This window comes from Hymenobacter sp. J193 (assembly GCF_024700075.1).
Classification (GTDB): Bacteria; Bacteroidota; Bacteroidia; order Cytophagales; family Hymenobacteraceae; genus Hymenobacter.
The window spans coordinates 192,518-217,519 of record NZ_JAJONE010000001.1 but is presented as its reverse complement, the minus strand read 5'-3'; the positions used below and the strand labels follow the sequence as shown (position 1 = coordinate 217,519).

20 protein-coding genes are annotated in these 25,002 nt (G+C 62.1%); 9 read left to right on the top strand and 11 right to left on the bottom strand.

Features of this window, described 5'->3' with window-relative positions; translation table 11 throughout:
• Window positions 1–9 precede the first annotated feature (9 nt).
• From LRS06_RS00970 to LRS06_RS00950, 5 genes are all read left to right on the top strand, one after another.
• Window positions 10–1,302 carry a DUF2851 family protein gene (locus LRS06_RS00970; RefSeq protein ID WP_257869750.1) on the top strand — a complete coding sequence of 431 codons (1,293 nt, stop codon included), beginning with the start codon at window positions 10–12 and terminating at the stop codon, window positions 1,300–1,302.
• Window positions 1,299–2,576, top strand: coding sequence for a hypothetical protein (locus tag LRS06_RS00965; protein ID WP_257869749.1), 1,278 nt, complete (start codon window positions 1,299–1,301; stop codon window positions 2,574–2,576). The genes LRS06_RS00970 and LRS06_RS00965 overlap by 4 nt, the downstream gene beginning before the upstream one ends.
• A 77-nt stretch (window positions 2,577–2,653) precedes the next feature.
• Entirely contained in the window at window positions 2,654–3,286 is a 633-nt protein-coding gene (locus LRS06_RS00960) for a NeuD/PglB/VioB family sugar acetyltransferase (RefSeq protein ID WP_257869748.1), read from the top strand.
• Between the two features lie 96 nt (window positions 3,287–3,382).
• Window positions 3,383–4,339: a rhodanese-related sulfurtransferase gene (locus LRS06_RS00955; RefSeq protein WP_257869747.1), complete on the top strand. Its 957-nt coding sequence runs from the start codon at window positions 3,383–3,385 to the stop codon at window positions 4,337–4,339.
• 163 nt (window positions 4,340–4,502) lie between these two features.
• Window positions 4,503–5,375, top strand: a complete 873-nt coding sequence (locus LRS06_RS00950; protein ID WP_257869746.1) for a nucleoside phosphorylase — start codon at window positions 4,503–4,505, stop codon at window positions 5,373–5,375.
• Window positions 5,376–5,535: 160 nt separating this feature from the next.
• Here LRS06_RS00950 and LRS06_RS00945 read toward each other — a convergent pair whose 3' ends face one another.
• Entirely contained in the window at window positions 5,536–5,835 is a 300-nt protein-coding gene (locus LRS06_RS00945) for a hypothetical protein (protein WP_257869745.1), read from the bottom strand.
• Window positions 5,836–6,097: 262 nt separating this feature from the next.
• On the bottom strand, window positions 6,098–7,108 hold the full coding sequence (locus LRS06_RS00940) for an acyl-CoA reductase (RefSeq protein ID WP_257869744.1): 1,011 nt from the start codon (window positions 7,106–7,108) through the stop codon (window positions 6,098–6,100).
• A gap of 147 nt (window positions 7,109–7,255) precedes the next feature.
• On the opposite strand from LRS06_RS00940, the gene LRS06_RS00935 reads away from it, so the two are divergent.
• Window positions 7,256–7,609, top strand: coding sequence for a 4Fe-4S dicluster domain-containing protein (locus LRS06_RS00935; RefSeq protein WP_196954620.1), 354 nt, complete (start codon window positions 7,256–7,258; stop codon window positions 7,607–7,609).
• Window positions 7,610–7,666: 57 nt separating this feature from the next.
• On the opposite strand, the gene aat is transcribed toward LRS06_RS00935, so the two are convergent.
• The 4 genes from aat to LRS06_RS00915 form a co-directional block, all read right to left on the bottom strand.
• Window positions 7,667–8,362, bottom strand: a complete 696-nt coding sequence (gene aat, locus LRS06_RS00930) for a leucyl/phenylalanyl-tRNA--protein transferase (protein WP_257869743.1) — start codon at window positions 8,360–8,362, stop codon at window positions 7,667–7,669.
• Between the two features lie 221 nt (window positions 8,363–8,583).
• Window positions 8,584–10,965 carry a hypothetical protein gene (locus tag LRS06_RS00925; RefSeq protein ID WP_257869742.1) on the bottom strand — a complete coding sequence of 794 codons (2,382 nt, stop codon included), beginning with the start codon at window positions 10,963–10,965 and terminating at the stop codon, window positions 8,584–8,586.
• Between the two features lie 15 nt (window positions 10,966–10,980).
• Window positions 10,981–11,193, bottom strand: a complete 213-nt coding sequence (locus tag LRS06_RS00920; RefSeq protein WP_257869741.1) for a hypothetical protein — start codon at window positions 11,191–11,193, stop codon at window positions 10,981–10,983.
• 173 nt (window positions 11,194–11,366) lie between these two features.
• Entirely contained in the window at window positions 11,367–13,436 is a 2,070-nt protein-coding gene (locus tag LRS06_RS00915; protein ID WP_257869740.1) for a hypothetical protein, read from the bottom strand.
• Between the two features lie 384 nt (window positions 13,437–13,820).
• Between LRS06_RS00915 and LRS06_RS00910 the strand changes: the two genes are divergently transcribed.
• Window positions 13,821–14,468, top strand: a complete 648-nt coding sequence (locus LRS06_RS00910) for a response regulator transcription factor (RefSeq protein ID WP_257869739.1) — start codon at window positions 13,821–13,823, stop codon at window positions 14,466–14,468.
• 17 nt (window positions 14,469–14,485) lie between these two features.
• Here LRS06_RS00910 and LRS06_RS00905 read toward each other — a convergent pair whose 3' ends face one another.
• From LRS06_RS00905 to LRS06_RS00890, 4 genes are all read right to left on the bottom strand, one after another.
• Window positions 14,486–16,672: a sensor histidine kinase gene (locus tag LRS06_RS00905; protein ID WP_257873353.1), complete on the bottom strand. Its 2,187-nt coding sequence runs from the start codon at window positions 16,670–16,672 to the stop codon at window positions 14,486–14,488.
• Window positions 16,673–16,824: 152 nt separating this feature from the next.
• The gene (locus LRS06_RS00900) at window positions 16,825–17,493 is read right to left on the bottom strand and encodes a hypothetical protein (RefSeq protein WP_257869738.1); all 669 of its coding nucleotides are present in this window, start codon (window positions 17,491–17,493) and stop codon (window positions 16,825–16,827) included.
• Between the two features lie 521 nt (window positions 17,494–18,014).
• Window positions 18,015–18,764, bottom strand: coding sequence for a LytTR family DNA-binding domain-containing protein (locus LRS06_RS00895; RefSeq protein ID WP_257869737.1), 750 nt, complete (start codon window positions 18,762–18,764; stop codon window positions 18,015–18,017).
• A complete protein-coding gene (locus LRS06_RS00890; protein ID WP_257869736.1) occupies window positions 18,761–19,777 on the bottom strand; it encodes a sensor histidine kinase in 1,017 nt (338 codons plus the stop codon). The genes LRS06_RS00895 and LRS06_RS00890 overlap by 4 nt, the downstream gene beginning before the upstream one ends.
• Window positions 19,778–20,112: 335 nt before the next feature.
• Here LRS06_RS00890 and LRS06_RS00885 point away from each other — a divergent pair, with 335 nt between their 5' ends.
• Window positions 20,113–21,054: a radical SAM protein gene (locus LRS06_RS00885; protein ID WP_257869735.1), complete on the top strand. Its 942-nt coding sequence runs from the start codon at window positions 20,113–20,115 to the stop codon at window positions 21,052–21,054.
• Window positions 21,054–21,767, top strand: coding sequence for a dolichyl-phosphate beta-glucosyltransferase (locus LRS06_RS00880; RefSeq protein WP_257869734.1), 714 nt, complete (start codon window positions 21,054–21,056; stop codon window positions 21,765–21,767). The genes LRS06_RS00885 and LRS06_RS00880 overlap by 1 nt, the downstream gene beginning before the upstream one ends.
• 437 nt (window positions 21,768–22,204) lie before the next feature.
• Here LRS06_RS00880 and LRS06_RS00875 read toward each other — a convergent pair whose 3' ends face one another.
• The gene (locus LRS06_RS00875) at window positions 22,205–24,850 is read right to left on the bottom strand and encodes a GDSL-type esterase/lipase family protein (RefSeq protein ID WP_257869733.1); all 2,646 of its coding nucleotides are present in this window, start codon (window positions 24,848–24,850) and stop codon (window positions 22,205–22,207) included.
• Between the last annotated feature and the right edge of the window lie 152 nt (window positions 24,851–25,002).

Sequence of the window (25,002 nt, the reverse complement as noted above, 5' to 3'; positions counted from 1 at the left end):
CGAATCATTATGCAGGAAGATTTTCTCCACTACGTCTGGCAGCAGCAGTATTTCGATAAAGTCAGCCTGCACACCCAGGAAGGCGAGCTGCTGACGGTGCTGCGCCCCGGCTTCCGCCACCAGGATGCCGGGCCCGACTTTCCCAACGCCCGCGTCCGCATTGGGGAGGTAGAGTGGAACGGAGCCGTGGAAATTCACCTGCGCGCCTCCGACTGGCACCGCCACCAGCACCACCTCGACCGGCGCTACGACCAGGTAATCCTGCACGTGGTACACACCGCCGATGAACCCGTGCGCCGCACCGACGGCACGCTTATTCCAACCCTGGAACTGGGGCCGCGCCTGGCGCCGGAGCTGCTGCACACTTACCAGGAACTGCTGGCCGCGCCCCCAGCCACGCTGCCCTGCGCCGGCCTGCTGCCGCAGGTACCGACCATAACGCGCCTTTCGATGGTGGAGCGGGCCCTGCTGGAACGGGCGGACCGCAAAGCTGCCACCGTACTGGCCCTGCACGAGCAGCTTTTGGGCGACTGGGAAGCCACCACCTGGCACGCGCTGGCCGCTGGCTTCGGCTTCCAGAAGAACACCGAGCCGCTAACCCGGCTGGCCAAGGCCCTGCCGCTGTCCGTGCTGCGCCGTCACCGCTACCAACTGCTGCAGACCGAGGCGCTGCTGCTCGGGCAGGCCGGTTTTCTGGCCGATACAGATGCTTCGGACGACCACAAGGCCGCGCTGGTGCGTGAGTACAGCTTCCTGCGGCACAAATACGAATTGGCCGAAACGGCGCTTCAGGCCCATGAATGGAACTTCCTGCGCCTGCGGCCCGCCAACTTTCCCACTGCCCGGCTGGTGCAGCTGGCCGCGCTGCTGCACGCCCGCCCCACGCTGTTTGCCGCCCTGCTGGCCGCCGCCGACGTGCCCACGCTCGAAGCGTTTTTCCGGGTGCCGCTGGCCGACTACTGGCACAAGCACACCCGGCCGGGGCGGCCCGGTAAGCTCACGGAGCTGGGCCGGGACAGCGTACACCTGCTCATCAGCAACGTGGTGGTGCCCCTGCGCGTGGCCTATGCCCGTCACGTAGGGCAATCTGAGTTGGCGGAAGAAGCCGTGAACCTGCTGGCGCAGCTGCCGGCCGAACACAACCGGCTGCTGGCTCCCTTCGAGGCCCTGGGCTTCCAAAATAAGTCGGCAGCCGACTCGCAGGGGCTGCTTACGCTGCAGCGGGAGTACTGCCAGCCGCGCCGCTGCCTGCACTGTGCCATCGGGAATCGTATTTTGCGCCAAAATCCGTTGGTGTCTTGAAGGTATTACTGGCCCTTGGGCTGAATAGTCTGCTATTTTTGTGGCTGGGCCGCTGGCTGTGGCAGCAGAGGCGGGACGCTGCTATAGGAGCCTGGCTCGGACCGGCCCTGGCGTTTAAACTACTGGCCACGGTGGCGTCGGTGGTTATGCTCTCGTACGATGCGGCGCTTTATCAGCAGTGGGGCAGCTGGCTGAACGAGCACGCCTGGCACGAAACCGCTGATTGGCTGCGCCTGCTGGGGCAGGATAGCCTGCACTTAGGCGAGAGGACTCTCTTCACGCGCGGCCTTTCCAACACGCTCTTCTTTATCAAGCTGCTTTCCCTGCTGAATTTCGCCTCGGCCGGCATCGTCTGGCTGAATGCCCTGTACGTCTCCCTGTTCAGCTTTATAGGTAGCTGGCAGCTGGTGCGGGTGCTGGCCCGCCGGTTTCCGGCCACGCCCCCCAGCGCAGCGGCCGTGGCTTTTCTCGTCTGGCCCAGCGTCGTGTTCTGGACGAGTGGCCTCACCAAGGAGGCCCTGCTGGTAGGCGCGGCGGCTTGGCTGGTCGCTCTGGTAATAGATGCCAGCTACCAGACAGCGCGGCCGTTGCGAATAGGGCAGGTGCTGGGCATGATTCTGCTGGCCTTTCTGGTAGTGAAGATGCGCTACTTTTTTGCGGTGTTTCTACTGCTGGCCCTGGCCGTGCTGGTGCTCATCTGGGTAGGGCAGCGGCGTGGGCTGCTGCAGCGCCGGTGGCTGCAGGTTGGCCTGTTGGTGCTGATACTTGGGGTAGGAGCGTTGGTGGCCGGGCGTGTGAGCCATGTTTTCACCGGGGCCAAGTTCTCCAAGGAGCTGATGCGCAACTACAACAGCCTGCTGAAGCGCTCCGCCGGCCGCCCGCACATCGAGTACCCGGGCCTGGAGCCGACGGTGCCCAGCGTAAGCCGGTATGCGCCCCTAGCAGTAGGCAACGCATTGATGCGCCCCTATCTGACCGAAAGCGTTAGCCTACGCTACTTCCTGGCAGCCCTGGAAAACATAGTGCTGCTCGTAGTGCTGGGCACGGGTGCCTGGGCCATAGTGCGAGGCCGGGGCGGGCAGCTGCCTTTTGCGCTGGTGCTGGTGCTGCTGTTCTACTGCCTGGTGGTAGCCGTGCTCATCGGCCTTACCACGCCCAACCTGGGTACGCTCAACCGCTACCGGGTGTCGTTTCTGCCGTTTCTACTGCTGCTGCTGCTCCAGAACGAGTACGTGGCCCGGTGGCTGCGGCGCCTGCCCTGGTCCGGGAAATAGCCAGCTTGGCCGCCTTGCAAAGGCGCGTATCTTTGCGGTTCAGAAACCCGCGGCCTTGTGTCGCTGTTTGCCTCCGCATGGAAAATCCCGTAATCATTCTTGGTGCCCAAACCGTCGGCACGGCTGCCCTCGACGCCTTCCAAAGCAACGACGTAGTAGTGTATTGCCTGCTCGACGACGACAAAGCCCTCCAGAATACCGAACTCAACGACGTGCCCGTGATGGGCAATACCGACGACGCTCAGCTCCTGAAGCTGCTAGGTAAGAAGTGCGAAGTATTCGTGGCTACCGATGATACCGCCAGCCGCCGCAGCCTCACCAGCATGCTGCACGAGGAGTACACCGTAGCGCCCGTCAACGCCATTCACGCCCGCGCCAGCGTATCGGAGCACGCGTGGCTGGGGCATGGCATTCTGGTAGGTGCCAACGCCGTGGTAGCCAGCACCGCCAAAGTAGAAAACGGCTGCATTATCGGCCCTAATGCCGTGGTGGAAGCCAAGGTACAGGTGGGCGAATACGCGCAGCTGGGTTCCGGCTCCATTCTTAACGCGGGCGTTGAAGTAGGCGCGCAGGCCTTTATCGGCTCGGGCGTGGTGGTGGTAGCGGGCGTAAAAATCGGGGCCAAAGCCCGCGTGGGGGCCGGCTCTGTGGTAGTGGCCGATGTGCCCGCCGGCCAGACCGTGTTCGGTAACCCCGCCGCTAAGGTTTAATTAGTAATTAGTAATTGGGAATTAGTAATTATCCGGTTCAGTGGGCCAGATTTTCTCAAATTCTTAATTGCTAATTCTTAATTACTAATTCAAAAAATGGACTACCGCGTTCTGCTTTATTACTGCTACACGCCCATTGAGAATCCGGAGCTGTTTCGGGAGGAGCACCATAGGCTGTGCCTGGGCCTGAACCTGCTGGGCCGCATCATTGTGGCGCCCGAGGGGCTGAATGGCACCGTTTCGGGCCGAGTGGCGGACTGTGAGGCCTACATGCAAACGGTAAAGGCTGACCCGCGCTTTGCGGCCCTGGAGTTCAAGGTGGAAGAAGCCCCGGCGCACACCTTCCAAAAGCTGCACGTGCGCGTGAAGCCCGAAATCGTGCACGTGGGTTTGCCGCACATCAAGCCCTACGAGCGCACGGGCGTGCATCTGTCGCCCACCGAGTTCCGCGACCTGAAAGACCAGGACGACGTGGTGATTCTGGACGTGCGCTCCGACTATGAGCACCAGTTGGGCCGCTTTAAGAATGCCCTGACGCTGGACATTGAGAACTTCCGCGAGTTTCCCGAAAAAGTAGAGGAGCTGGCGCAGTACAAGGACAAGAAAATCCTGACCTACTGCACCGGCGGCATCAAGTGCGAAAAGGCCTCGGCGTTCTTGCTGGAGCAGGGCTTCGAGAATGTGTACCAGCTGCACGGGGGCATCATCAAATACGGGCTGGAAGCCGGCGGCGAGGATTTTGATGGCAAGTGCTACGTGTTTGATGGGCGCGTAGCCGTGGACGTGAATACGGTGAATCCCACCATCATTTCCACCTGCCACCACTGCCACACGCCCTCGGCCCGCATGATCAACTGCGCCAACCCGCACTGCAACAGGCACGTGGCCATGTGCGAAACCTGCGGCCAGCAGCTCGACGGGGCTTGCTCCACCGTCTGCCAGCAGCACCCGGAGAAGCGTCCCTACGACGGCACCGGCGCCTACCCAAAGTCCAGCAACAACTACAACCCCGAGCAGGGCCTGCTCTCCTATCGGGCTCCGGCCCTGAAATAGCGCGTCCGCTTAGGTTTTTCCGCATCTGGTGGCCCGGCTTCTGCTGGGCCATTATTTTTTACAGCTGGCTTTCAACGGCTCGGCGGAAAGAAGTACGCACATTTTGGCCGCTTGCTCCGTAATACGTAACTCGAATGTTTCCCCACTATTTCCCGCCCTCCCCATGCCCATTCCCGAATCGGAGCTGATTTTGAACCGCGACGGCAGCGTGTATCACCTGAACCTCGTGCCCGACCACATTTCCGACACCATTATCACCGTCGGCGACCCGGAGCGCGTGCCTCTGGTCAGCCAGCACTTCGATTCCATCGAAACCCAGATCCACAAGCGTGAATTCGTGACGCACGTGGGCTACTACAAGGGCAAGCGCCTCACCGTCATCAGCACGGGCATGGGCACCGATAACATTGACATTCTGCTCAATGAGCTGGATGCGCTGGTCAATATCGACTTTGTAACCCGCGAGGCCCGGCCGCTGGAGGAGCGCATTGCTTTGCGCATTGTGCGCGTGGGCACCAGCGGCGCCCTGCAGGAGGATATTCCGCTGGGCGCCCACCTGGTTTCGGAGCACGGCGTAGGCCTCGATTCGCTGATGCAGTTTTATCCGCTGGTAGAAACCGGGCTGGAAGTGGAAGTAGGCACCGGGGTGCAGCAAGCCCTGCAGCTGCCGTACCGCCCGTACTGCGTGCGCGGCTCCGACTTGCTGCGCGAGCAGCTGGGCGCGGGCATGGTGGTGGGCAACACGCTCACCTGCCCCGGCTTCTACGGTCCGCAGGGCCGCGTACTGCGCCTCGACCTGCGCATGCCCGACCTGATTCAGCAGTTTCAGCGCTTCCGCTACCACAGCGCCGAGGGCGAGTTCCGTCTTACCAACTTCGAGATGGAAACCGCCGGCTACTACGCCTTGGGCCGCATGCTGGGCCACGAGGTAGTTTCCCTGAATGCCATTGTAGCCAACCGCGCCACCGGGGAGTTTGCTACCAACGCCGAGCAGGTTGTAAACGACCTCATCCAGAAAACCCTGGACCGCCTCTAAGACCACGGATTTCAGCCAGTAGCTGTAGACTTTCCATTCTTCTGGGTACCAACGAAAAGGCCTCGCTCACTGCGAGGCCTTTTGTTTTTGAACGATTGTCGTAGGGAGTCAGAATCGTCCAAAAATCCGTGTAATCCGACAAGTCCGGGGTTATGTCGTCTTACAGGAAATCAATGCCGATAACGCTGCGCATGGGCAGGAAAGCCCCCGATTTGAGCGTGATATAGTCAGCGTCGCTAGCCCACACGGTGGTTTGCACGCGCCTGGTAGTGCCATCAGCGGTCTGGAAGTAGATATCAACCTTGCCGTGGTAGCCATTGCCCAGCGTAGTGGCGCGCTCAGCGGAGTAGCGCCGCAGCTGGCGGTCAACAACCGAGTCCAGTACATCAGCAGCCGGAAAACTTAACTGCTGAACAAGTTCTTTTGAAATGATTTCCGGGGATTGTACAAATGGTTGCATGGTGGCGTCAGCTAGGTGTTTGCAGGTTTGGTGCTAGTAACTTACGAGTAAGTCCTTACTTAGTCAAGTATTCGGGGATAAAAATTATATAAAAGCTTTGAGGCTGACTGCTGCTATTATCCAGGGCTAATGCAATTGTATTTTTCTTTGCAACTGAACCGGCACTGATATTTCACTGCTCCTTTGTCCGCACCCTTCCATACAAAAACCGCCGCCTGCTTCTGAGGGCAGGCGGCGGTTGATGGGCTTGCAGGGCCTCCTGTTATAGGGCTGCCAGAAAGGCCATGGTATCCACTCCATCGGCGTAGTCCGTGACGGTGGGGCACTGCGCCCGGCCAAAAGGGAAGCTACCGGGATACAGGCCGCCCGCCGATACGATACACTGCACCCGCTCCCCCAGATCCGTAAGCTTATCGGCCAAATCCACCTCGTGCTGATAGGTGACGTAGTGCAGCACCGAAATGGGCGACACCAGTTGCGGGTTTTCGGTGAGCAGCAGGAAGCCGCTGTCGAAGTGTGGCACGCCGTTTACCAGCAGAATGCTCTTATTGTAGTCGTAGTTGTTCTGATACTTGTGGTGGTCGGTGGCGTGGTGCCAAGGCGCTAGGGCATCGAGCAGGGGCGAGAAGTTGTAGCCCGCCGGCACGTACAGGGAGCTGACGTTGCGGCAGCCCAGGCCGTAGTAGCGGAAAATGTCCTCACCCAGCATCCCCAGGTCATGGTCGGTTTCGCGGCCCGTGAGCACGGCCAGAGAGCTGCGGTTGCGCCGGATGATGTTGGGCTTCTTGCCGAAATAAAACTCGAAGTAGCGGGCCGTGTTGTCGGAGCCGGTGGCAATGAAGGCATCGGCCGCATTCAGGCGCTCCACCAGCTTGATACGCTCCTCAAAGCGGGGTTCCAGCTGCGTCAGCTCGTCCAGCACCCAGCGCATTAACACCGTATCGTCGGAAGAGAGCTTGGCCAGTAGCGTGTGCCCGCTCAGCAGCACGCACAGCGCATCGTGAAAGCCCACCAGCGGAATATTGCCGGCCATAACCACGCCCACCTGCCGGGACGTTTCGGGCTCGGGGCGGTAGCGGGCCGCCCAGGCGCGCAGCGGCTCTTCCTGCAGCAGCTCGGCTATGCCCCGAAAAGCGGAGGCCACGTTGGGCTTGTCGAACCAGCCGTTCTGGTTGCGGGCCCGGGCAGCCAGTGTTGTCAGTTCATCGTCGGAAAGCTGGTGCAGGCGCTGGCCCAGGGCTACAAAAGCGGCAAGGCGGTCGGCTTGATTCATATAGAAGCGGGTGGAAGGCGGGAGTATTCGGCAAAAAACTCGCAAGAGTACGGGTTAGTTTCTACTTTTGCCGGGTTGGATTGCGGCGGGCAAGCATCTATTGCCCGGCAATCTACGTTTACGCGTACCAAAAAGGAGGATACGGCTATGGCCATCATGATAACCGACGAGTGCATCAACTGCGGTGCCTGCGAACCGGAATGCCCCAACAATGCTATCTACGAAGGCGGCGCCAACTGGCGCTGGGCCGACGGCACGGCCCTGAGTGGCACCGTGACGGTGGATGGCGGCGAACAGGTGGGCGCTACGGCTGCCCAAAGGCCCGTTTCCGATGAGTACTACTACATCGTATCGGACAAGTGCACCGAGTGCGTGGGCTTTCACGAAGAGCCGCAGTGCGCCGCTGTGTGCCCCGTAGACTGCTGCGTGGACGACCCCGACTACCGCGAGTCGCAGGACAAGCTGCTCAAGAAAAAGGAGTGGCTGCACCAGGAAGCCTAGGCTTCCGAACGGTTTATTTCGGATTGTATTCACCCATAAGCCCTGCCGGAGCAGGGCTTATGGCGTTATAGCGGGTTCAGGTTTCGGCCCAAACTGCAGCTGAAGACCTGCGGCCTGCTCTTGCTTCAGCAGCTTCAGAAACTCGCGCCTGCTTACCTCTTCGGCGCCCAGGGCGGCCAGGTGAGGCGTGAGCTGTTGGATGTCGAGTAGCGTGGCGCCCTGCCGGAGCAGACGCTCTATAAGGGCCAGCAAGGCCAGTTTGGAGGCATTGGGGCGGGTATGAAACATACTCTCGCCCGCAAATACGCCTCGCACGGCAACCCCGTAGAGGCCACCCACCAGCTCGTTGCCCGCCCACACCTCCACGCTGTGCGCCCGCCCCGCTTGGTGCAGGGCCATGTAGCCGCGTACCAGCTGGGGCGTAATCCAGGTGCCGGCCTGCTCGGGGCGCGGCTGTTGCCGGCAGGCGCGCATCACCTTTTCAAATGCTTCGTTGAAGCTGATGCGCCAGGGGCTTTGCCGCTGGGCCCGGGCCAGGGAGCGGCCCACGTGCAGGCGCTCCAGCCGCAGAATGCCGCGCCGGGGCGGGCAAAACCATGGCAGCACCGGCCAGCCCTCCACCGGCCACGGAAAAATACCCTGGCTGTAGGCGGCCGTGAGGTTCTTGACGGTTGGCTCTCCACCCAGCAGTACCAGGCCTTCCACGGAGTCGTCGGCGGCCTTGTCGGGATTGGCAGGAAAGGGTAGGAGCATAGAGGTGAGCGAACAAAAAGTAGTTGGGGCGAAGTCAACAAAGCAAGCTGCAAAATACGAAAGCCGTTGCGCTAAGCTTGGGACCATGAAGACTGTGTTTGGGGAATTAGCGGGCTTAGCTCGTTGGAGGAGTATGGTCACATGTACGATGAGCAGCCAAGCGCATCCTGCACCCGATATTTTGGTATGGTTTCACCTGAATGTTCATACGTAGCAGGTCTTCACTGGCTCACCTCGAAGTATAGCTCCGAGCTGAAGACGGAATTTCCGGCCATCCCCTGCACCAGCGCTTTAAAGCGGCCGCTTCGGGCGTTAGTGTGAAAACGCAGGGTGGCCTCGCCCTGTTCATTGGTTTCAACGAAAGCCTGCCAATGCAGGGTGGTGCTCGGCTTGGTTCCCGGCAGGCTGGGCTCTGAGGGGTTGAAAGGAGTGAAGGGCGTATACGTAACCGTGGCCGGCACCTCCCGAATGAATAAGGGCCTGGTTTGATACTGACAGTGATACAGCACCCGTTTAATGCCCGTCGACGTCTCCAGATTATACCAGTGCCCTTCCACCGGGCTTTTTACCCCGGTATGGTACGGACAATTCAGCACATCAAACTGACAGACATAGTCCGTGCAAACCCCGCTGCTATTGGACCGGCCATAATACTGGTCGGACTCTGCTTTTTTCGCCGTAATGACCACCTCCTTTAAGAATACCTTTGTGGAAGAAGCAAGCAGCTGTTTCTGCTCGCTGGACAGGGCATCAGGTGCCAGGTAGCTATGCCAAAGCGGTTGCTTGGCCAACGTAGTATTGATCCTGGCCCAGGGGGAGGTCAGCTCAAGTTTGTAACCTGCTGGATTTTTGCTCACGACAGAAAGGGTCACCTTTTTCCCGGCATCTGTGCGTAATGCCTGGTAAGGCAGGGTAAACCGGCCCGCATTATCTGTCTGCAGCAGGGTTGTCTGCTTTCCGGAAAGCAGCAAATCAACTGGTTTTTTAGGTCTTTTGCCATAGTAGAGCACATAGCCATCGTACCGGTCCGGGCTGCCCGGGTGAAGGAAAGCCCAGGCGGAATCGGCCAGGACATTCTCTTGCCTGAGCAGCAGGGATTTTACGGCTGGCTCGTTTGTCAAAAACAAAGCGGGGGGCAGTAGAATATGATCGGGCAGAAAACGCTCATATAGGCTAAAGACTTCAATATCTTTGGCTTCGGCGGTAATGGCCTGCGCCAAGGCCGCCGAAAAGGAAAAGAGCCCTTTGACCGGCTGCCCCTGACTATTGGTCAGCTTCACCTTCAGGGTAATGGAAGAAAGCGGCTGGTACGAGGCCGAGTCTGTCTGCAATGCAACACGGAGGGGCTGCCGGCTCTGGATGAGTACCAGCCGCTTCTCAAGCAGGGTGCCGTCTTTCTGGTATAAGCAAACGTAGGCTATGCCGGGCGTCCAGTGGCCAACCGGAACTTTCAGGAGCGTTTCAGCCTGGCGAAGCCGCAGGTAGGCGCCATACCGCATAGCGCGGCCATCGTGGATGGCAACCAGGCCTTCGCTGGGTAAGCTGGGAGTGGTCACATACAGCAAAAGCGTGTCGCTGACGACCGTGCTGACGGGGCGAATACTCCAGGTGCTAGCCCTGACAACCGGGAAAGTCTGTCTTGGTGGGGCTTTTTCCTCCCTGAATTTGACCACGTACTGTTTCTCAAGCTTCGGGGTAAAAGAAAAGAGGCCATTCCCCAGCCGGTCGGTTGTGAAAGAAGTTACTTCCACGTTATTTTCCAGGAGGGTGCAGCGGGTAGAAAGGGCGCTGCCCGCAGCATCTTTAGCACTGACTGCAACCTGCGTTGCCTGGCCAGCCCGCAATTGGCCGGCTGCCGGAAAGAAGCTGACCAGGCTGCCGGAAGAAGACCAGGTGAGTGGGCGTTTGAAAGCCAGTTGCTCTCTCCCCTCGCCTAGTTTCCCGACTATCTCCAACGATTTTGAGGCGAGGGCAGCGGGAACCGTGAATTGTATTTCGCCTGAGCGGCTAAGGCTTTGCTGCTGCGTTTTATACGGCTGTCCGTCGGCCAGCAGGGTAAAGGAGATGGTAGCCGGTAAAGCACTGCCCGCTTCTGTTCTGGTGACCCGGCCGGTGAATAAAATAGCGTGACCTTGCTCCGTACCGGTAATATGCAAGCCGAACGGGTCCTTTCGTAAACCCAATACTTCCAGGGGTTGACGAAAAATATGGGGGTTTTGCTCAACTATCGATTTATTGGTATAGGCCGTAAGGCAGTATTTTCCGCTTTGCAGGGAATCGGGTAGAGCGAAGCTCCCGCTGGCCAGCCCTTGCTCCAGCGCAAACTGATACGAAGCCACTACGCTGTGCTCCATTTCATTCAGCAACGTAACATACAGCGTATGATGAGCCTGCGTGTTGGGTGCATTCAGCAGGTAGGCGGCAAACCAAACACTCTCATCAGCCGTGTATAGCGTCTTGTCAAGATGCAGGAAAACGGCGGACTGGCTTGCTGTATCACTGTCACTGAGCGCAAGCTGCCTGGATAGCCGCCGAAAAAGGGAATCGGGATTTTGCGCCTTGGCGGTGAAGGTGAGAAATAGAAAGAACAGGCAGCCATACATTCTCATATGGCCATATTAATACATTATCTCAGAATTCAACCACTCAGTTTGCTTCGCCCACGTACCGCCCCACACTGAAACCTTTTGGAGTCGCTTTAAAGTCGAACTGCTCGACAGCGGCAGCTTTTCGCCTGCCCCAAAGCCTTGCTTACCTAAACGGGCGCCGCAGGCAAGCGTCAACGGACCACTGAAAAGCCCCGCCGCCAATCCGGCAGCGGGGCTTTTCATGGATGAGAAGGCTAGGGGCCTGGCACTGCTGAGGCCGCCGTTGCTGCGCAGGTAGTAGATGCGCAGCAACGACAGGGACTGGGGCCGGCCACTGGTAGTCGGCATTGGGCCTGTTAGCCGCCGATGAAAAGGTTGCTGCGGCCCTGGTCACGCGCACTATCCGCGCCGGGCGCTTAGCTGCCGGTGCGCATGATGGTCCAGTTCGTGCCGTCCGATACGGCAATGACCGTTTTACTCGAACCCGTGGTGTTGAGCGTATACTGCTGAGAGCCGCTGCCGGCGGCGCTGTCGATGAGCTGGCCGCTGCTCACGGTAAGGATGGCCGTGGTGGTGCCGCTGTTGTTGCGCAGGTAGTAGATGCGGCCGGTGCAGGTGCCCGGGTTGGGCAGGCGGTAGTACTGGTTGCTGGAGCTGGTCGGCGCCAGCCCGTAGTAGCCGCCTATCAGGTCCGTCACATGGATGCGGCCCTGGTCGAGGCCGTTGGGGCCGCCGCTGGTGCTGCCCCCGTAACCATTTACCACGCCCACGGCAAAGGTGCCCGCCACCTGCAGCGAGCTGTGCGGCGCCTCCACGCCGATGCCCACACTGGTAGCCGTGGAGTTGCCCGGCGTACCACCAATGACCAGGGAGTTGCTCTGCTTGACGCGGGCGCTGTTGCCAATGGCGTAGGCGTTGGCCAGGCCAGCGTCGGCCTGCGCACTGGTCCCGATGATGATGTTGCTGGAGTTGCTGGTCAGGTCCGTCCCGGCGCTGGCCCCAATCACGACGTTGCCGCCGTTGGTGACGAAGCCGGTAGCCGCGCTGGCACCGATAAACACGTTGTTGTTGCCCGTAGTCATGCGGTTGCCCGCGCTGGCCCCCACGATGGTATTGCTGCCATCGGTCGCCCGCTGCCCCGCCAGGTTGCCAATGAAGGTATTGGCTCCCTGCTGGGTGATGCTCTCGCCGGCTTTGGCCCCGACGATGGTATTCTGCTGAGAGGTGGTAACGGCCACGCCGGCGTTGAAGCCCAGCATCACCGACGTCGAACCGGCAGTGTTGTTGCCCAGCGTCACGCGCCCGTTGCTGTGCACCCGGAAAGCCTCCGCGCCGTTGCGCTTGAACACCAGGTCCTCGTCGTTGTTGCTGCCGAAGTACTGGGTGCCGTCGAGGGTATTGCCCGTCAGGCTCCAGCCGCTGCTGCTGGGGATGGTAGCCCAAGTGTTGTCGCCGCGCAGGTACGTGGTGCTGCTGGCCGTGCCCGTGGCACTCAGCTTGGCAATGCCGATGGCGTCGTCGGCCACTTTGGCGCTGGTCACGGCATTGTTGGTCAGCTCGGCGGTGTTCACGGCGTTATCGGCCAGCTTGGCGTTGGTCACCGCGTTGTCGGCCAGCTTGGTGGTGCCAATGGCCCCGGCCGCTACCGTCGGATTCGGGTACGAGCCGGCCAGGTCGCCGCCGGCCGTGCCGCTGGGGGCGCCGCCGCCGCTCGGAATGGCCTGGGTGCTCAGGGCACCATCGGCGTCGGCCACCACCATGCGGCTGCCGGTGCCGGCCAGGCCGCGCAGGCGCGTGCTGCCGTTCACGTCGAAGCGGGCGGTCGGGTCGTTGGTACCGACGCCCACGTTGCCGCCGGGCTTCAGAAACAGGCGGTAGTCGGCCACGTCGCTTTCCGCAATGTTCAGCCCGTTGCTGAAGCCGCTGGTGGGCAGAGCCATGTGCCAGCGGTTGTTGCCGCTGCTGCTGCGCAGCTGCACGGCGTCGTTTCCGGCATTGGCCTGTACCGTCAGTGGCCGGTTGGCCGTAGTGGTACCGATGCCTACGTTGCCAGTGCCCGAGAAGGTCAGGTCGTTGACGCCCAGCGGCACGTTGGTATCGGCTGTGAGGGCGGTGCCGCCCAGGCTTACAGTGGTGGTGGAGCCGCTGGTGCTGGTGCTCAGGCCCGGGCCGGCCGCCACGGTAGGCGTGGTCGGGTTCAGGTATACCCAGGCGGCCGGGTTGCCGGCGTAGTACCAGAAGCCCGTCTGGGTGCCGCCGCTGGTGGTGCCGTCGGTCTGGTACACCATCAGGCCCTGGGGCGGGCTCGTAATGGCCGTACGCTGGGCCGCCGTCAGGCGCGGGATGAGCAGGCCCTTATCGGTGGCCGCAACGTCGAGAGCAGCTTTGGCACTGGGGCTGGTAGTGCCTACGCCTACCTGGGCGCTGGCGGCCAACGGCAGGAGACTAGCTGCAGTCAGGCCAAGCATTTGTAGAAAATGTTTCATAGCGGAAAAGAACAAGAAGACGGAGACAAGCGGCCTGTGGTCCAGCGGAAATGTGTGAGGCAGCCGCGGTAAAAGTACCGTCGAATCATTTCCTGTTTATATTTTTTTTGTCCCCTGTTTAGGGTACAAAGGTTGTGGGCAGGATATGCTTACCTGCAAGGCGGCATTAGCGGTTCGGCCACCATAAGTATACTGGAGCGGCTTGCTTTAGCACAACACCCAAAGATGCCGCACGCCGGAGGCCATGCTGAATAGTCGCCGTATCTATTTAGGAAAAGTAAGTTTAGAGGGGCACGAAGAGACTTTACGGAATAGTGTCCCCTGAACCGGGTACAGCGCTGTTGCCGGAGTCTGGCCCCCGGTCGCGCATCTTTGCAGCTGCCTATGACTGCTCCCACTTTCCCCATCCGCCTGGCCATCGTCGAAGATGACGCCCGCGTGCGCGAGCTGCTGCGCGAATACCTCTGTTACCAGCCCGAGTTCAGCTGCCCTATCGTTGTCGGCTCGATGGAGGAGTTCTGGCAGGCCCTGGCCCTGAGCCTGCCCCCGCGCGTGATCCTGCTCGACGTGAGCTTGCCCGGGCAGACCGGCATCCAGGCGCTGCCCCAGCTGAAAAAGCGCCTGCCTGGGGCCGACGTCATCCTGCAAACCATGCACGACGACCCCGACCGCATCTTTCAGGCCCTGCGAGCCGGGGCCACGGGCTACGTCATCAAAAATGCCACCAGCCTGCCTCAGTACAAGCAGGCCATCCTCGACGTGCTCAACGGCGGCGCAGCTCTTTCCCCCTCCGTGGCCCGCAAGGCCCTGAATCATTTCCAGCCCGCTCCCAGCCAGCAGCCCGATTTGCTGTCGGCCCGCGAGCAGCAGGTGCTGCAGGGGCTTATCGAGGGCCTGAGCGAAAAGCAGGTGGCCGCCCAACTCAACCTCTCGCCCGACACGGTGCATACCTACGTCAAGCGGCTCTATGAGAAGCTCAAGGTCAATTCCCGCGGCGAGCTATTGAGCCGCTACGCTAAGGGGGACCTGTAAGCTGATTGTCCCAACCATCAACCTGGCACCCGCAGCTTCACTTGCCAGCCACCGGGTACGGGGCCGACAGTCAGCTCGGCCCGCAGCAGCTCGGCCCGCTGGCGCATGTTGCGCAGGCCCTGGCCGGCGCGTGAGGTAGCAGCGGCTTCGCCCTCGTTGCTAACTTCCAGCTCCAGCGGGGAGGCGTAGCTTAGCCGAATGGCTACGGGGCTGTCGGGGCTGGCATACTTGAGGGCGTTGGTAATGGCTTCCTTAAAAATAAGGTACACATGCTGGCGCACGGCCGGCGGCAGCGGCTGCTGGAGGGTAAGCGGCAGGCCCGAGCCGTCAAGCAGCAGCTGGCGGCCGGTGGCGCGGGCGGTGGCGTCGAGGTAGTCCCGGATGCGGTCTACCAAGGCAGCCAGGGTGTCGGCGTTGGTATCCACGCTCCAGATGATGTCGCGCACGGTACTGGCAGCGGCCCGGCTGTCATCGACCAGGGCATCTAGGCGGGCGGGCGGGCCTTGCTGCAGTTCGCGCAGCAGCTCGGCCTGCATGGTTACGCGCGTGAGCAGGCCGCCTACTTCATCGTGCAGGTCGGCCGCCAGGCGGGCGCGCAGCTCGTTCTCACGCCGCAGCTGCCGCAGCCGGTTGCGCTGCCACAGGTACACGGCCAGCACCGCCGCGCCCGCGCCCAACGCCCAGGTGAGCGGGCGGTTCCACCACTCGGCCGTTACCGTCAGGGGCAGGCGCAGCACGTTGGCAGCGGGCAAGCCCTGCCCCGTCTCGGCCCGTATCTCGACGGTGTAACGGCCCGGCGGCAGGCCCTGCAGGCGCAGCTGCGGAGAGGTGCCCAGCCCGATCCATTGGTCGGCCAGCCAGCCCCGCACCCGGTAGGCATAGCGAGCCTGCCCGGGGTTGGCGGTGTTGGTCAGGGCCAGGCTCAGGTCTACCAGGGGCACGTCGGGGGCCAGATGCAGGGCGGGGTACGCGTCGTGGGGGAGCAGGTAGCGGGTGCGGCTGGCTTCGGCCGAGGCGCTGAGCGAGGTGAGGCCGGTGAGCAGCAGGCGAGGCCGGACCGTGTTGGCAGCCGGTACCCGGTCGGGCTGCACCCGATGCAGCCCGGCTACGCCCCCGATCAGCAGGGAGCCATCGGCCGGGTCAATGCTGGCCGCGCGGGCATTGCATTCATCCGAAGCCAGGCCGTGGGCGGTGGTAAATACAGCCAGCTGCCCGGTGGCGGGCTGGTAGCGCACCAGCCCCTGGTAAGTGCCCAGCCAGAGGTAGCCGCCCGGGCTGGGCGTGATGCTGGCTACCGAGGCACTGGGCAGGCCCTGGCCCAGCGTCAGCACCAGCCGGGCCCGGCCATCAGGCTCAATGACGGCCAGGCCGTGGCTGCGGGTGCCCACCCACACGCGGCCCCCGGGAGCCAGATACAGGCAGCGGGCTCCATCCAGGGCCACGCGGCGCGGGGCAGGAGACGTGGGGCCATAGCGCACCCGCCCTCCGGTGCGCAGCGTCAGTCGTTCTACGCCCTCGGGTGTAGCCAGCCAGAGGTGGCCGCGGCCGTCGGGGTGCACGTCTTCCAGCCGGCGGCCGGCCAGGGGCGGGGTGCCCGCCGGCTGATTGGGTGGTACGTAGGGCCGGAAGGTTCGCAGGGCGGCATCATACAGGTACAGACCGATGCGGGTAGCCGCCCACACCTGTCCGCTCACCGGGTCGCGCTCCAGGCTGTTAATACCGATGTCGGCACTTTTCTGGCCTTGGGCTACCAAATGCCGAAACTGCCCGGTGCGGGGGGTGAAGCGCAGTAGTGGATAGGCCCCCGCCGCCAGCCAGTCCCCCTCAGGCCCCAGCGAAGCCGGCACGATGCCTACCAGCACGGGGGCGTTGCCGCTGGGCAGCACGGCCCCCAGCCAGGGCCGTAGCGGGGCCAGCGGCGAATCGGCCGCCTGGGTGAGAATGCGCCCGTAGCTGCTCACCAGCAGGCGGCCATCGGGCAGGCGCGCTGCCGCCCGTACGCTGTAGGCCTGCCCGCCCGGCCCCGGTAAAGCTCGGATAAAGTCGGCCGCCGCCGCGCGCGACCAGCAGCCGCGGATGCCCGTATCAAACACCCACCAGCGGCCGGCATCGTCGGCTTTGAGACGCCCGTTCCAGATAGTGTTGGGCTGGAAAGGCAGCGGCAGGGCTGCCCTTAGCCGGGGCTGCGGCCTGGGGCCAGCCATCCACTCCAGCTGCCGTATCTGCCCGGGCCTTATCAGAACCGGGCCATCGGGCAAGCGCAGCACGTCGGCACCGGTTTCCCCGGTTCTGGGTTCCCAGCGTAGCCCTTCCATCAGCCGGCCGCCGGCCTGCAGGCGGTAGATGGCCGCGCTGCTCAGCAGCCAGGGTTGCCCGGCGGGGTCGTACACCGGGTGTACCAGCCCCGGCGCGGCGGGGTGCTGCCAGGCCCCCAGCACGCGGCCGGTGGGGTGCAGCTGCCACACGCTATCGTAGCTGGTGAGCCACAGCGTGCGGTCGGGGGCCGCCCAGACTTCACCCACGCTGGCGCCGCGTTTCCACAGCCGCCCCACGGGCCGGCCCGCCAGATTGTACTGCTGCAGGCCCCCTGGTTCTGGGCTACCCAAACGTGCCGGCCATCGGCAGCCAGCGCCAAAGCCCCGATGCTACGGTTGCCGCCAGTGGGGTGGGGCAGGGGCAGGGACTCCAGCACCCCATTGGGCCGGAAGCGGAACAGGCCGGCTTCGGTGCCGAGCCAGAGCTGGCCGTCGGGCAGGGCCAGCAGCTCGTTGCAAGGTACCGTGGGCAGAGCCACGCCGCCCCGGCGCAGGGCGTTCAGCGCCACCAGACGGGTGCCGTCGTAACGGTAAGCCCCGTCGTCGGTCCCTACCCAAAGCAAACCATTGGGCGCCGAGGCGAGGTTGCGCAGCATCAGGCTGCTCAGGGGCGTGTCGGGCAGCCAGCCGCTGGCCGGATCGGTGGCCAACGCCGCCAACGCCGGTAGCAGCACTCCCATCATGCAGAGCAACCAGCGGCTGAGCTTCATCCCGGCAAAGTAAGGCCTGCGGCTTCAATCCTACAATCCATTGAGTCCCAGTTTTGGTGGCGCTTAGTCGTCCATTATCCCTGGCAGCGTGCTTCGGTAGCTGGTTAGTGCTGCCAGCATTGGCTTTAGAGCAGTTAGCAGCCGGTTTTTGCCATTGGCTGGTCAGGCAGCTGCACAAAAAAGCGCCCAATGGGTGCGCCTGTTACTTCAAGTATGCGAAGCGGCTTTATTCAGGTAGGCGGTGAAGGCAGATTAAGCGCCTGTTTGGATTTCTGCCGATTAGCAAATCGGTCAACTATAGCAGTTTCGTGAACGGTGTAGAGACGCATACTTGCGTCTCGTCGTCTGCGCCGCATGTCGTTCAACGAGTTGACGCAAGTATGCGTCTCTACGCAGCCGCTACAGCGTTCGTGAATCGGCTATAAGTATTAGAGCGTGTTTGGGAACAGTCGTGCTTCGACAAGCGGCCGCCAGATAGAGCATGGCGGAAACGGCATTTTTGTAAAATCCCCAACAGGCTTTTAGTGGTCTAGCCAGTGCTTAAAGGCCGGCGCGCGGCTGGCGCTGACAACCAGGGCCTCGCCCGCTGCCTGGGGCATTACCTGCAGCACCAGACGGCCCTTGAAGTACGGCCGGATTTCCTGCACCGCCTCGATGCTCAGGATGAACTGGCGGTTGATACGAAAGAAGTTCTGGGCGTCCAGCTGGCCTTCCAGCTGGTCGAGCGTGTCGGGAATGATGAAACGCTTGCCGGCGTGGGTGACGAGGAATACCACGCCCTCTTCGGCCAGAAAATACGCCACGTCGTCCACCGGCACGGCTTTCAGAGCCTGCCCGGCTTTCACCAGGAAGCGCGAGCGGGGCATGCTGTGCACCAGACGCTGCATGTTCGCAACGGCGGCCGGCAGCGTGGCGGGGTGCCGGGTTTCGTACTTCTGCAGGGCGCGTTCCATCTCCGTGGCTTGCAGGGGCTTGAGCAGGTAGTCCACGCTGTTCACCTGAAAAGCCTGGATGGCGTACGCATCATAGGCGGTGGTGAAGATGACGGGGGTGCCCACCGCCACCTGCCGGAAGATGTCGAAGCTGTTACCGTCCGACAAGTGGATGTCGCAGAAAAGTAGGTCGGGGGCCGGCTGCGCGCGCAGCCATTCCACCGCTTCTTCCACCGAGCCCAGCGCCGCCAGGATACGCGTGGCGGGCCGGAGGCGGGTGAGCAGGGCGGCCAGCGCCTGGGCGGCCAGGGGCTCGTCTTCGATGATTAAAACGTTCATGCTGGGGCGGTCAGGAGCGGAAGGCGGACGACAAAGGATTCCGCCGTGGGCACGATTTCCACGGGGCGGTCCGTCAGGTGGTGGTAGCGGCGTTGGATGTTGAGCAAGCCCAGGTGGGTGGACGCCACCGCGTCGGTGCGGGGCTGGCGGTTGTTTTCGACGACCAGAAGGCCGTCGGCAGCATGCACTTTTATAATCAGTGGCTTGCGAGTGGTGGAGCCGTTGTGTTTGATGGCGTTTTCCAGCAGCATCTGCACGGCGGTGGGGGGGACCAGGGCCTGCTCCCAGGCCTGGGCAATGTCCCATTCCACGCGCAGGGCCGCGCCAAAGCGGGTTTCCATCAGGTGGGCGTAGGCGCGCACCAGCGTCATTTCGCGGTGCAGCGGCACCAGCGTCTGCGCTCCGGCATCGAGCAAGGCGCGGTAGACTTCCGAGAGCTGACCCAGGAACTGCACGGCCCGGTCCGGGTCAAGGTGAATCAGCGAGCCGAGCACGTTGAGGGAGTTGAACAGGAAGTGGGGGTCCACCTGGCTTTTCAGGGCTTCGAGCTGTGCCTGGAAGGTTTCTTTCTGCAGCTGCGCCACCCGGTACACCTCCTGCTGCAGCTTCTGGCGGCTGTGCTCACGCTCCACGAAGTAGTAGAAGAACAAGGAAAGCACTGCGCTGACGGCCAGCGAAAGGCGCAGGGCTTTGGGCGTAACTTCCGTAGCGGGCACCAGATACTGTTGCGGAAAGGAGAAGAACACCAACCAAAACACCACGCTTACCAGTACCACGCACAGCCCCTCCAACAGGGCCTTGACCGGGGCGGGAGGCTTGGTCAGACGGTCTGCCCCGAAAAGGCGGGCAATGCGGGCGTGGGCCCAGAAGGTGGGCAGCAGAAAGGCAAAAACCAGCAGCAACTCCTTATAGCCCGCCAGCGCGCCCACCCATAACGTGCCGAACTCGATGAACACTGCTAAGTGGAAGACCGCCACGGCGGCCAGTGCCGCCAACGCCATTTTTCGAATCATCGAGCCAGGTTGAGGCAACGCCTTGCGCCAAGGCAACGGTCGCAGAAAAAGAAGGCGGGGCAGTTGCTCCATGCATCGCGCTGGGGGTTGATGGCCACACCGGGACAACAAACCAAAAGTACCAGCTGCAGGACAAAAAGCCGCAGGTGGCCCGCCACTTCACCCGGCTTGTATCCCGGTTCAATGCCCCGGAATCCGCCTTCAGCAGAAAACACTTTTGGACGAAGGGAAAGCGCGGCAGCTTTATCACATCCTTATAGCAGCAGGGTGCTGCCTTTCCTTTTTTCCATACTCAATTCCCTTGCTTTATGCGCTTGCCTTCTTTTGAATCCCCAATGCGTATTTCTCGGCCCAACGTCCTGTGGAAAATGGCCAAAGCCGCTATGGACAAAGACCGGCCGGTCCTGGTGCAAATCGTGGTGACGCGCCGCTGCAACCTAGCCTGCGGCTACTGCTACGAGTACGACAAGGTCTCGAAGCCCGTGCCCCTGCAGGAGCTCAAAGCGCGGGTGGACGCCCTGCGGAAGCTGAAGGCTGTGTTTGTGACGCTCAACGGGGGCGAGCCCCTGCTGCATCCGCACATTGCCGAGCTGGTCCGTTACATCGCGGAAGCCGGTATGGTGCCCATGATCAACACCAATGGTCACGTGCTGAAGGCACCGCTCATCAAGAGCCTGAACGAGGCCGGCCTGTTCGGCATGCAGCTGAGCTGCGACAGCCTCGAAGACAACGAGGTGACCGAGAAAAGCATGCGCCGGCTGCGGCCCAAGCTGGAGCTGCTGCGCCGGCACGCCCAGTTCATGGTGCGCGTCAATGGGGTGCTGGGGTCCGGCAACCCGGCCGAGATGGAAGAAGTGGCCAAGGTGGTGGTGGGCTTCGGCTTCGGGTTCCAATGCTCACTGATGCGCGACAGCCACGGGCAGGCCCTGGCCCTGAGCGAGGAAGCCCTGCAGGCCTACCTGCGCATCCGGGCCATGAAAGGCCGCTTGCCGCAAATCCTCAACGACAACTTCCAGCTGCCCCTGGCCCGCGGCGAAAGCAAGCCCTGGAAGTGCCGCGCCGGCGCCCGGCATTTCGAGGTGGATGGGGCTGGTCTGGTGCACCTGTGCCAGCCCAAAACCGGCTCTCCGGCCAAGCCCCTGGCCGAGTACTCCGTGGCCGACATCCGGCGCCAGTTCGACTGCGGTAAGTCATGCTCGGCCCGCTGCCCTATTGCTTATGCCCACCTGGGCAGCCGACTCGACGGTTTTCGGGGCCAGAAAAGCGCCCAGGCCTGATGGAGCTGAGTTTGATTATCCCGGCCTTCAACGAAGCGCAGCGCATCGGGCCCACGTTGCGGCGCGCGCATCAGTTTCTGGCCGCGCGCCCAGCTAGCTTTGAAATCCTGGTGGTTGACGATGGCTCGACCGACGACACGGTGGCGCTGCTCACGGCCCTGGCCGGCGAGCTGCCCGGGCTGCGCGTGCTGTGCTCCCCGGCCAACCGGGGCAAAGGCCACGCGGTGCGCCAGGGTATGCTGGCAGCCACGGGCCACGTCCGCCTGTTTTCCGACGCCGACGGCTCCACCCCCATCGACGAGCTGGACCCGTTGCTACGGGCGCTGGCAGCGGGGGCCGACATTGCCATTGGCTCGCGCTACCTGGCGGCCTCCCGGGTTACGCGGCCCCAGCCCTGGCGGCGCCGGGTCTGGAGCCGGCTCGTCAACCAGGTAGTGCAGCGCGTGCTGCTGCCCGGCGTAGTGGACACCCATTGCGGCTTCAAGGCTTTTACGGCTGCGGCGGCCGCGCACACCTTTGCGGCCTGCACCGTGGACGGCTGGTCGTTTGACCTGGAAGTGCTGGCCCGGGCCCGCGCCCACGGGCTGCGCATCCGGGAAGTGCCCGTGCGCTGGGAAAACGACGAGCGCAGCAAAGCCCGCCTCCGGCAGCTCCCCCGGGAGTTTCGGTACGTATACCGCCTCCGCCAGCAGCTTCGGGCAAGTGGAACGTAAGGCTGGCGGCCGTTGGTAGCACGGTGTAAGGGTGCAACGCCCGGCAAGAGCCTATTTAGCAACTACATTTCTGAGGGAAATGGGGGGTGGTCGTTGCCCCAATAGGTGGTTGAATGATAGCCACATCATGGCTATTTTCTTTTTCACCAGCCAGCTGTCTGGAGTCACCAAACAACTCGTCCGGCAGGGGTATTTTGATTATCTCAGTAGCCGCAACCTGGAAAGCGGGGCAAGCCTCCAACAATTTCACGCCAGGGAACTTCCTGCTCTCCAGCCCATGCAGCTAGGTGTCACCAGCTCAGTTTTCCTCCGGGCTTTTCAGGCCCCCCCAAGAAAGGCCCGTACATTGCTGTGAAAGCCTTCCTTGGTTGGGGGGTATTCCAAGAATACCCTCGTTACCTGACCTGCCCTTTGTTCGGCCAGGCTTTCTTAGCTGACTATAAATCTGCTCGTACCAAGCGTTTGTACACCAGTTGGCCTTGAATGTAGAATGCCGCGATATACACGCCGGCTGGTAGAGAGGCGACGTTGAAATGCTGGTTTCGGAGCAGCCGGGTCAGGACAACTCGTCCAGTTAGATCATAGATGGTCACCACCGTTTCGCTAAGCGGCATGGGGCCCTGCAGGCGTACATCACCCGTGGTAGGCGAAGGGTAAAAACTAATTCGGTTGGCCAGGTTACTCTCGCGAACAGCTAATGGGCTGCCGGGGCGGGTCAGCGAGTTCAGGCTTTGAGCCAGATTAACCAGGGAGTCAGCTGGCACCACGCCCTGGCCATCCAGGGGCGCATAGATTTCCAGACTCGATTTCAGCAGCGAATCGGCGGCCATTGCCAGCACTTCCGCCTGGTTCATGCCTGAGCGGTAGAAAAGCCAGTCGCGGAATTGCACTTGTGTGGGGGCCGCATTGCCACCAATATCCAGACGGGTTGGGCGCAGGCGCTCCTGTACAGTGCCTTCCTGCACGCTATCTACGTAGAGCATGGTGGTGCCCCGAGCATAATAGTGCGTTAATACCAGCTTATGCCACCTCTTATTCGTCACCGGCACTGTGCCGGTGATGGTCTGGCCTTTAGCCGATTTGTACGTCACCACGCCATCCGTCCCGACGCGAATAGTGCCCGCCGTCAGGCCGGCGCTGTCGCGGATTTCAACGAGCTGACCTGCCACTGCCGTTTTAAACTGGATAGCCGTGGTGAAGGGATGCACGACGTCTTCGGGAGCCAGCCGAATGATGGGTGCGGGGAGGGCAGTGGCATTGGTGAGCAGTATACCGCTGCTGGTGCGGCGAGTGGGCTGGGCCTTGTTGGCGTGCAGCGCATCGAAGAGGGAGGGGACCAGCGCGTGGGCCATTTCGGCATGCCCCCGGTCGTTGGGGTGCAAGGCGTCCGCCCAGTAGTTGGCGGCCCAGCGGCCAGCGCCATCATCCACTGCCCCGAGCAGGTTAACACTGGGCACGTTCCAGCCGTGAATAAGCAGGTTGATCTGCTGCACAAAGGCGTACTCCGTAGCCGTGTAGTCGTTGCGGGTGTAGGTGTTGGTCACCACCGGCACCATGCCATCGGCTTTAGCCCGCCGGATAAGCGCCGTCATGTTGGTGCGGAACCGGTCAAAGATGGGCTGGCCGCCGCCCAGGATGCCCTCGTTGCCCAGGGCCAGGGCAAACACCACATATTTGCTTTGCTGGGGCAGCAAGTCACGCTCGTAGCGGTCCAGCACGTTCAGCGTGTTGTTGCCCGGCACACTGATGTTGGCCGTTACCCAGGGCTGGCCCGTGCCCGCGGCAGCCCGTTCGGCCAGCAGGCTGGAATACAGGGACGTGTAGCCGTTGCCATTGGTGGCGCCCGTGCCTGCGGGAACCGACGAACCCATGTACGCAATCTTGAGCGGATTCAAAACCAGGGGTTCCTTGTAGGGCTCCAGCAGCAGGTCATCAAAGGAAACGCTGCCCGTCGCGCCGGCGCCGTTGCGCCACACGGCCGCCGCCTGCACAAAGGCCGTACCGGCCGGAATAGCCGCCGTGGCCTCGACTTTGGTCCAGACGCCCGGAGTAGAGGCGGCAGTCAGGGAGTCGGACCGGAAGGTGCCCAGCAAGGCCTTGGTGCTGCTGAAGTAGCGCAGTTCCAGGTGCGCCGCCTGGCTGCCCTGCAGGGCAGTTGTGGCGGGCGTGTAGAAGTAGCCGCTGAGCTTGTGGGCCGTCGTGCCTATCGTGCTAATGTAGGAAATCTGCTGCTCCAGCCGCAGGGTGCCGCCCGAAAGCTGAGCCGCGTAGCTGCCCGTGTGCGGCATAGCGGAGCTGATAGCCGCCTTGGCATCCGTGCCAACGGGCACTGTCGTCCAGCTGGTAAAGTTGCCCTGTTCAAATCCGGGGTTCTGAAAAGTAGTATTGACGGGTGCGCCCCGGCCATCCACGATGTCAATGCGCATCAGGTTGAGGTAGGCAAAGGAGCCTGATACCTTGCTCAACTCCAGCTGAATCACGCCATTGCCATCGGCCGTGATGGTATCGGAGTTGGTAATTGTGTTGTTGTTGCCCGCGTAGGAGTTGGCGCCCACGTTAGCCCCGGACGTGGTCTGGGTAATGGTGCTCACGTTGGCGCCCGTGAACTTGTAGCGCGATACCCGGTTTTCGGTCGGGATCTGGCGGCTGCCGAACACATGAAAGACGTACCGCTTGCTCCGGTCAAAGCCCGACATGGTTAGCGTGGCAATGGCGCTTGCGCCCGTGCCTTCCACGTAGAAATAATCCTGGGTGGCCGTGGCCACGGCGTATTGCCCCAGCAGCGCCGCACTGGGGTTCAGCAGCCCCCCGTTCTGGATACCGTTGGTCAGAAAGTTAGGTCCGACTTTCAGCTTGATGCCCGTGGCTACGTTGGCCTTGTCCACCAGCCGGAAGGTGTCGGTGACGCTGGTTTGGTTCAGCACGTTGTTCCAGTAGTTGCCGTTGGCATCGGGGCTGGATGTGATGTTGCCATTGTTGCGGTCATTCGGACCAAAGTCAGCCAGAATGGAGCGCACTGTTTGGGGGCGCGCTTCACTTAGGCCTAACGCGCTGAGGGCAAGGAGGAGTACTGTTTTTTTCATGGGAAGGGAAAGCAGTAGCGTTTGTGGTGAGTTCATGCCGGCTTGCCAAGGCACCGCAACGGGGCACAGGCCTACCGGGACGTTGGTTGAAAGCAGATCATAGATGGGAGAACTTGTGGTAAAAAGCAGTCGGCTTAGGGCACGCTAGTCGA

What these genes read in the sequence shown, in the direction of transcription:
- LRS06_RS00955 (WP_257869747.1), top strand. Translation starts at nt 3,383, where the DNA reads ATGGACTACCGCGTTCTGCTTTATTACTGCTACACGCCCATTGAGAAT.
- LRS06_RS00880 (WP_257869734.1), top strand. Translation starts at nt 21,054, where the DNA reads ATGGAGCTGAGTTTGATTATCCCGGCCTTCAACGAAGCGCAGCGCATC.
- LRS06_RS00925 (WP_257869742.1), bottom strand. Translation starts at nt 10,965, where the DNA reads ATGTATGGCTGCCTGTTCTTTCTATTTCTCACCTTCACCGCCAAGGCG.
- LRS06_RS00900 (WP_257869738.1), bottom strand. Translation starts at nt 17,493, where the DNA reads ATGAAGCTCAGCCGCTGGTTGCTCTGCATGATGGGAGTGCTGCTACCG.
- LRS06_RS00910 (WP_257869739.1), top strand. Translation starts at nt 13,821, where the DNA reads ATGACTGCTCCCACTTTCCCCATCCGCCTGGCCATCGTCGAAGATGAC.
- LRS06_RS00875 (WP_257869733.1), bottom strand. Translation starts at nt 24,850, where the DNA reads ATGAAAAAAACAGTACTCCTCCTTGCCCTCAGCGCGTTAGGCCTAAGT.
- LRS06_RS00920 (WP_257869741.1), bottom strand. Translation starts at nt 11,193, where the DNA reads ATGAAAAGCCCCGCTGCCGGATTGGCGGCGGGGCTTTTCAGTGGTCCG.
- LRS06_RS00940 (WP_257869744.1), bottom strand. Translation starts at nt 7,108, where the DNA reads ATGAATCAAGCCGACCGCCTTGCCGCTTTTGTAGCCCTGGGCCAGCGC.
- LRS06_RS00960 (WP_257869748.1), top strand. Translation starts at nt 2,654, where the DNA reads ATGGAAAATCCCGTAATCATTCTTGGTGCCCAAACCGTCGGCACGGCT.
- LRS06_RS00890 (WP_257869736.1), bottom strand. Translation starts at nt 19,777, where the DNA reads ATGATTCGAAAAATGGCGTTGGCGGCACTGGCCGCCGTGGCGGTCTTC.
- LRS06_RS00895 (WP_257869737.1), bottom strand. Translation starts at nt 18,764, where the DNA reads ATGAACGTTTTAATCATCGAAGACGAGCCCCTGGCCGCCCAGGCGCTG.
- LRS06_RS00905 (WP_257873353.1), bottom strand. Translation starts at nt 16,672, where the DNA reads ATGGCTGGCCCCAGGCCGCAGCCCCGGCTAAGGGCAGCCCTGCCGCTG.
- LRS06_RS00885 (WP_257869735.1), top strand. Translation starts at nt 20,113, where the DNA reads ATGCGTATTTCTCGGCCCAACGTCCTGTGGAAAATGGCCAAAGCCGCT.
- LRS06_RS00970 (WP_257869750.1), top strand. Translation starts at nt 10, where the DNA reads ATGCAGGAAGATTTTCTCCACTACGTCTGGCAGCAGCAGTATTTCGAT.
- aat (WP_257869743.1), bottom strand. Translation starts at nt 8,362, where the DNA reads ATGCTCCTACCCTTTCCTGCCAATCCCGACAAGGCCGCCGACGACTCC.
- LRS06_RS00945 (WP_257869745.1), bottom strand. Translation starts at nt 5,835, where the DNA reads ATGCAACCATTTGTACAATCCCCGGAAATCATTTCAAAAGAACTTGTT.
- LRS06_RS00950 (WP_257869746.1), top strand. Translation starts at nt 4,503, where the DNA reads ATGCCCATTCCCGAATCGGAGCTGATTTTGAACCGCGACGGCAGCGTG.
- LRS06_RS00915 (WP_257869740.1), bottom strand. Translation starts at nt 13,436, where the DNA reads ATGAAACATTTTCTACAAATGCTTGGCCTGACTGCAGCTAGTCTCCTG.
- LRS06_RS00935 (WP_196954620.1), top strand. Translation starts at nt 7,256, where the DNA reads ATGGCCATCATGATAACCGACGAGTGCATCAACTGCGGTGCCTGCGAA.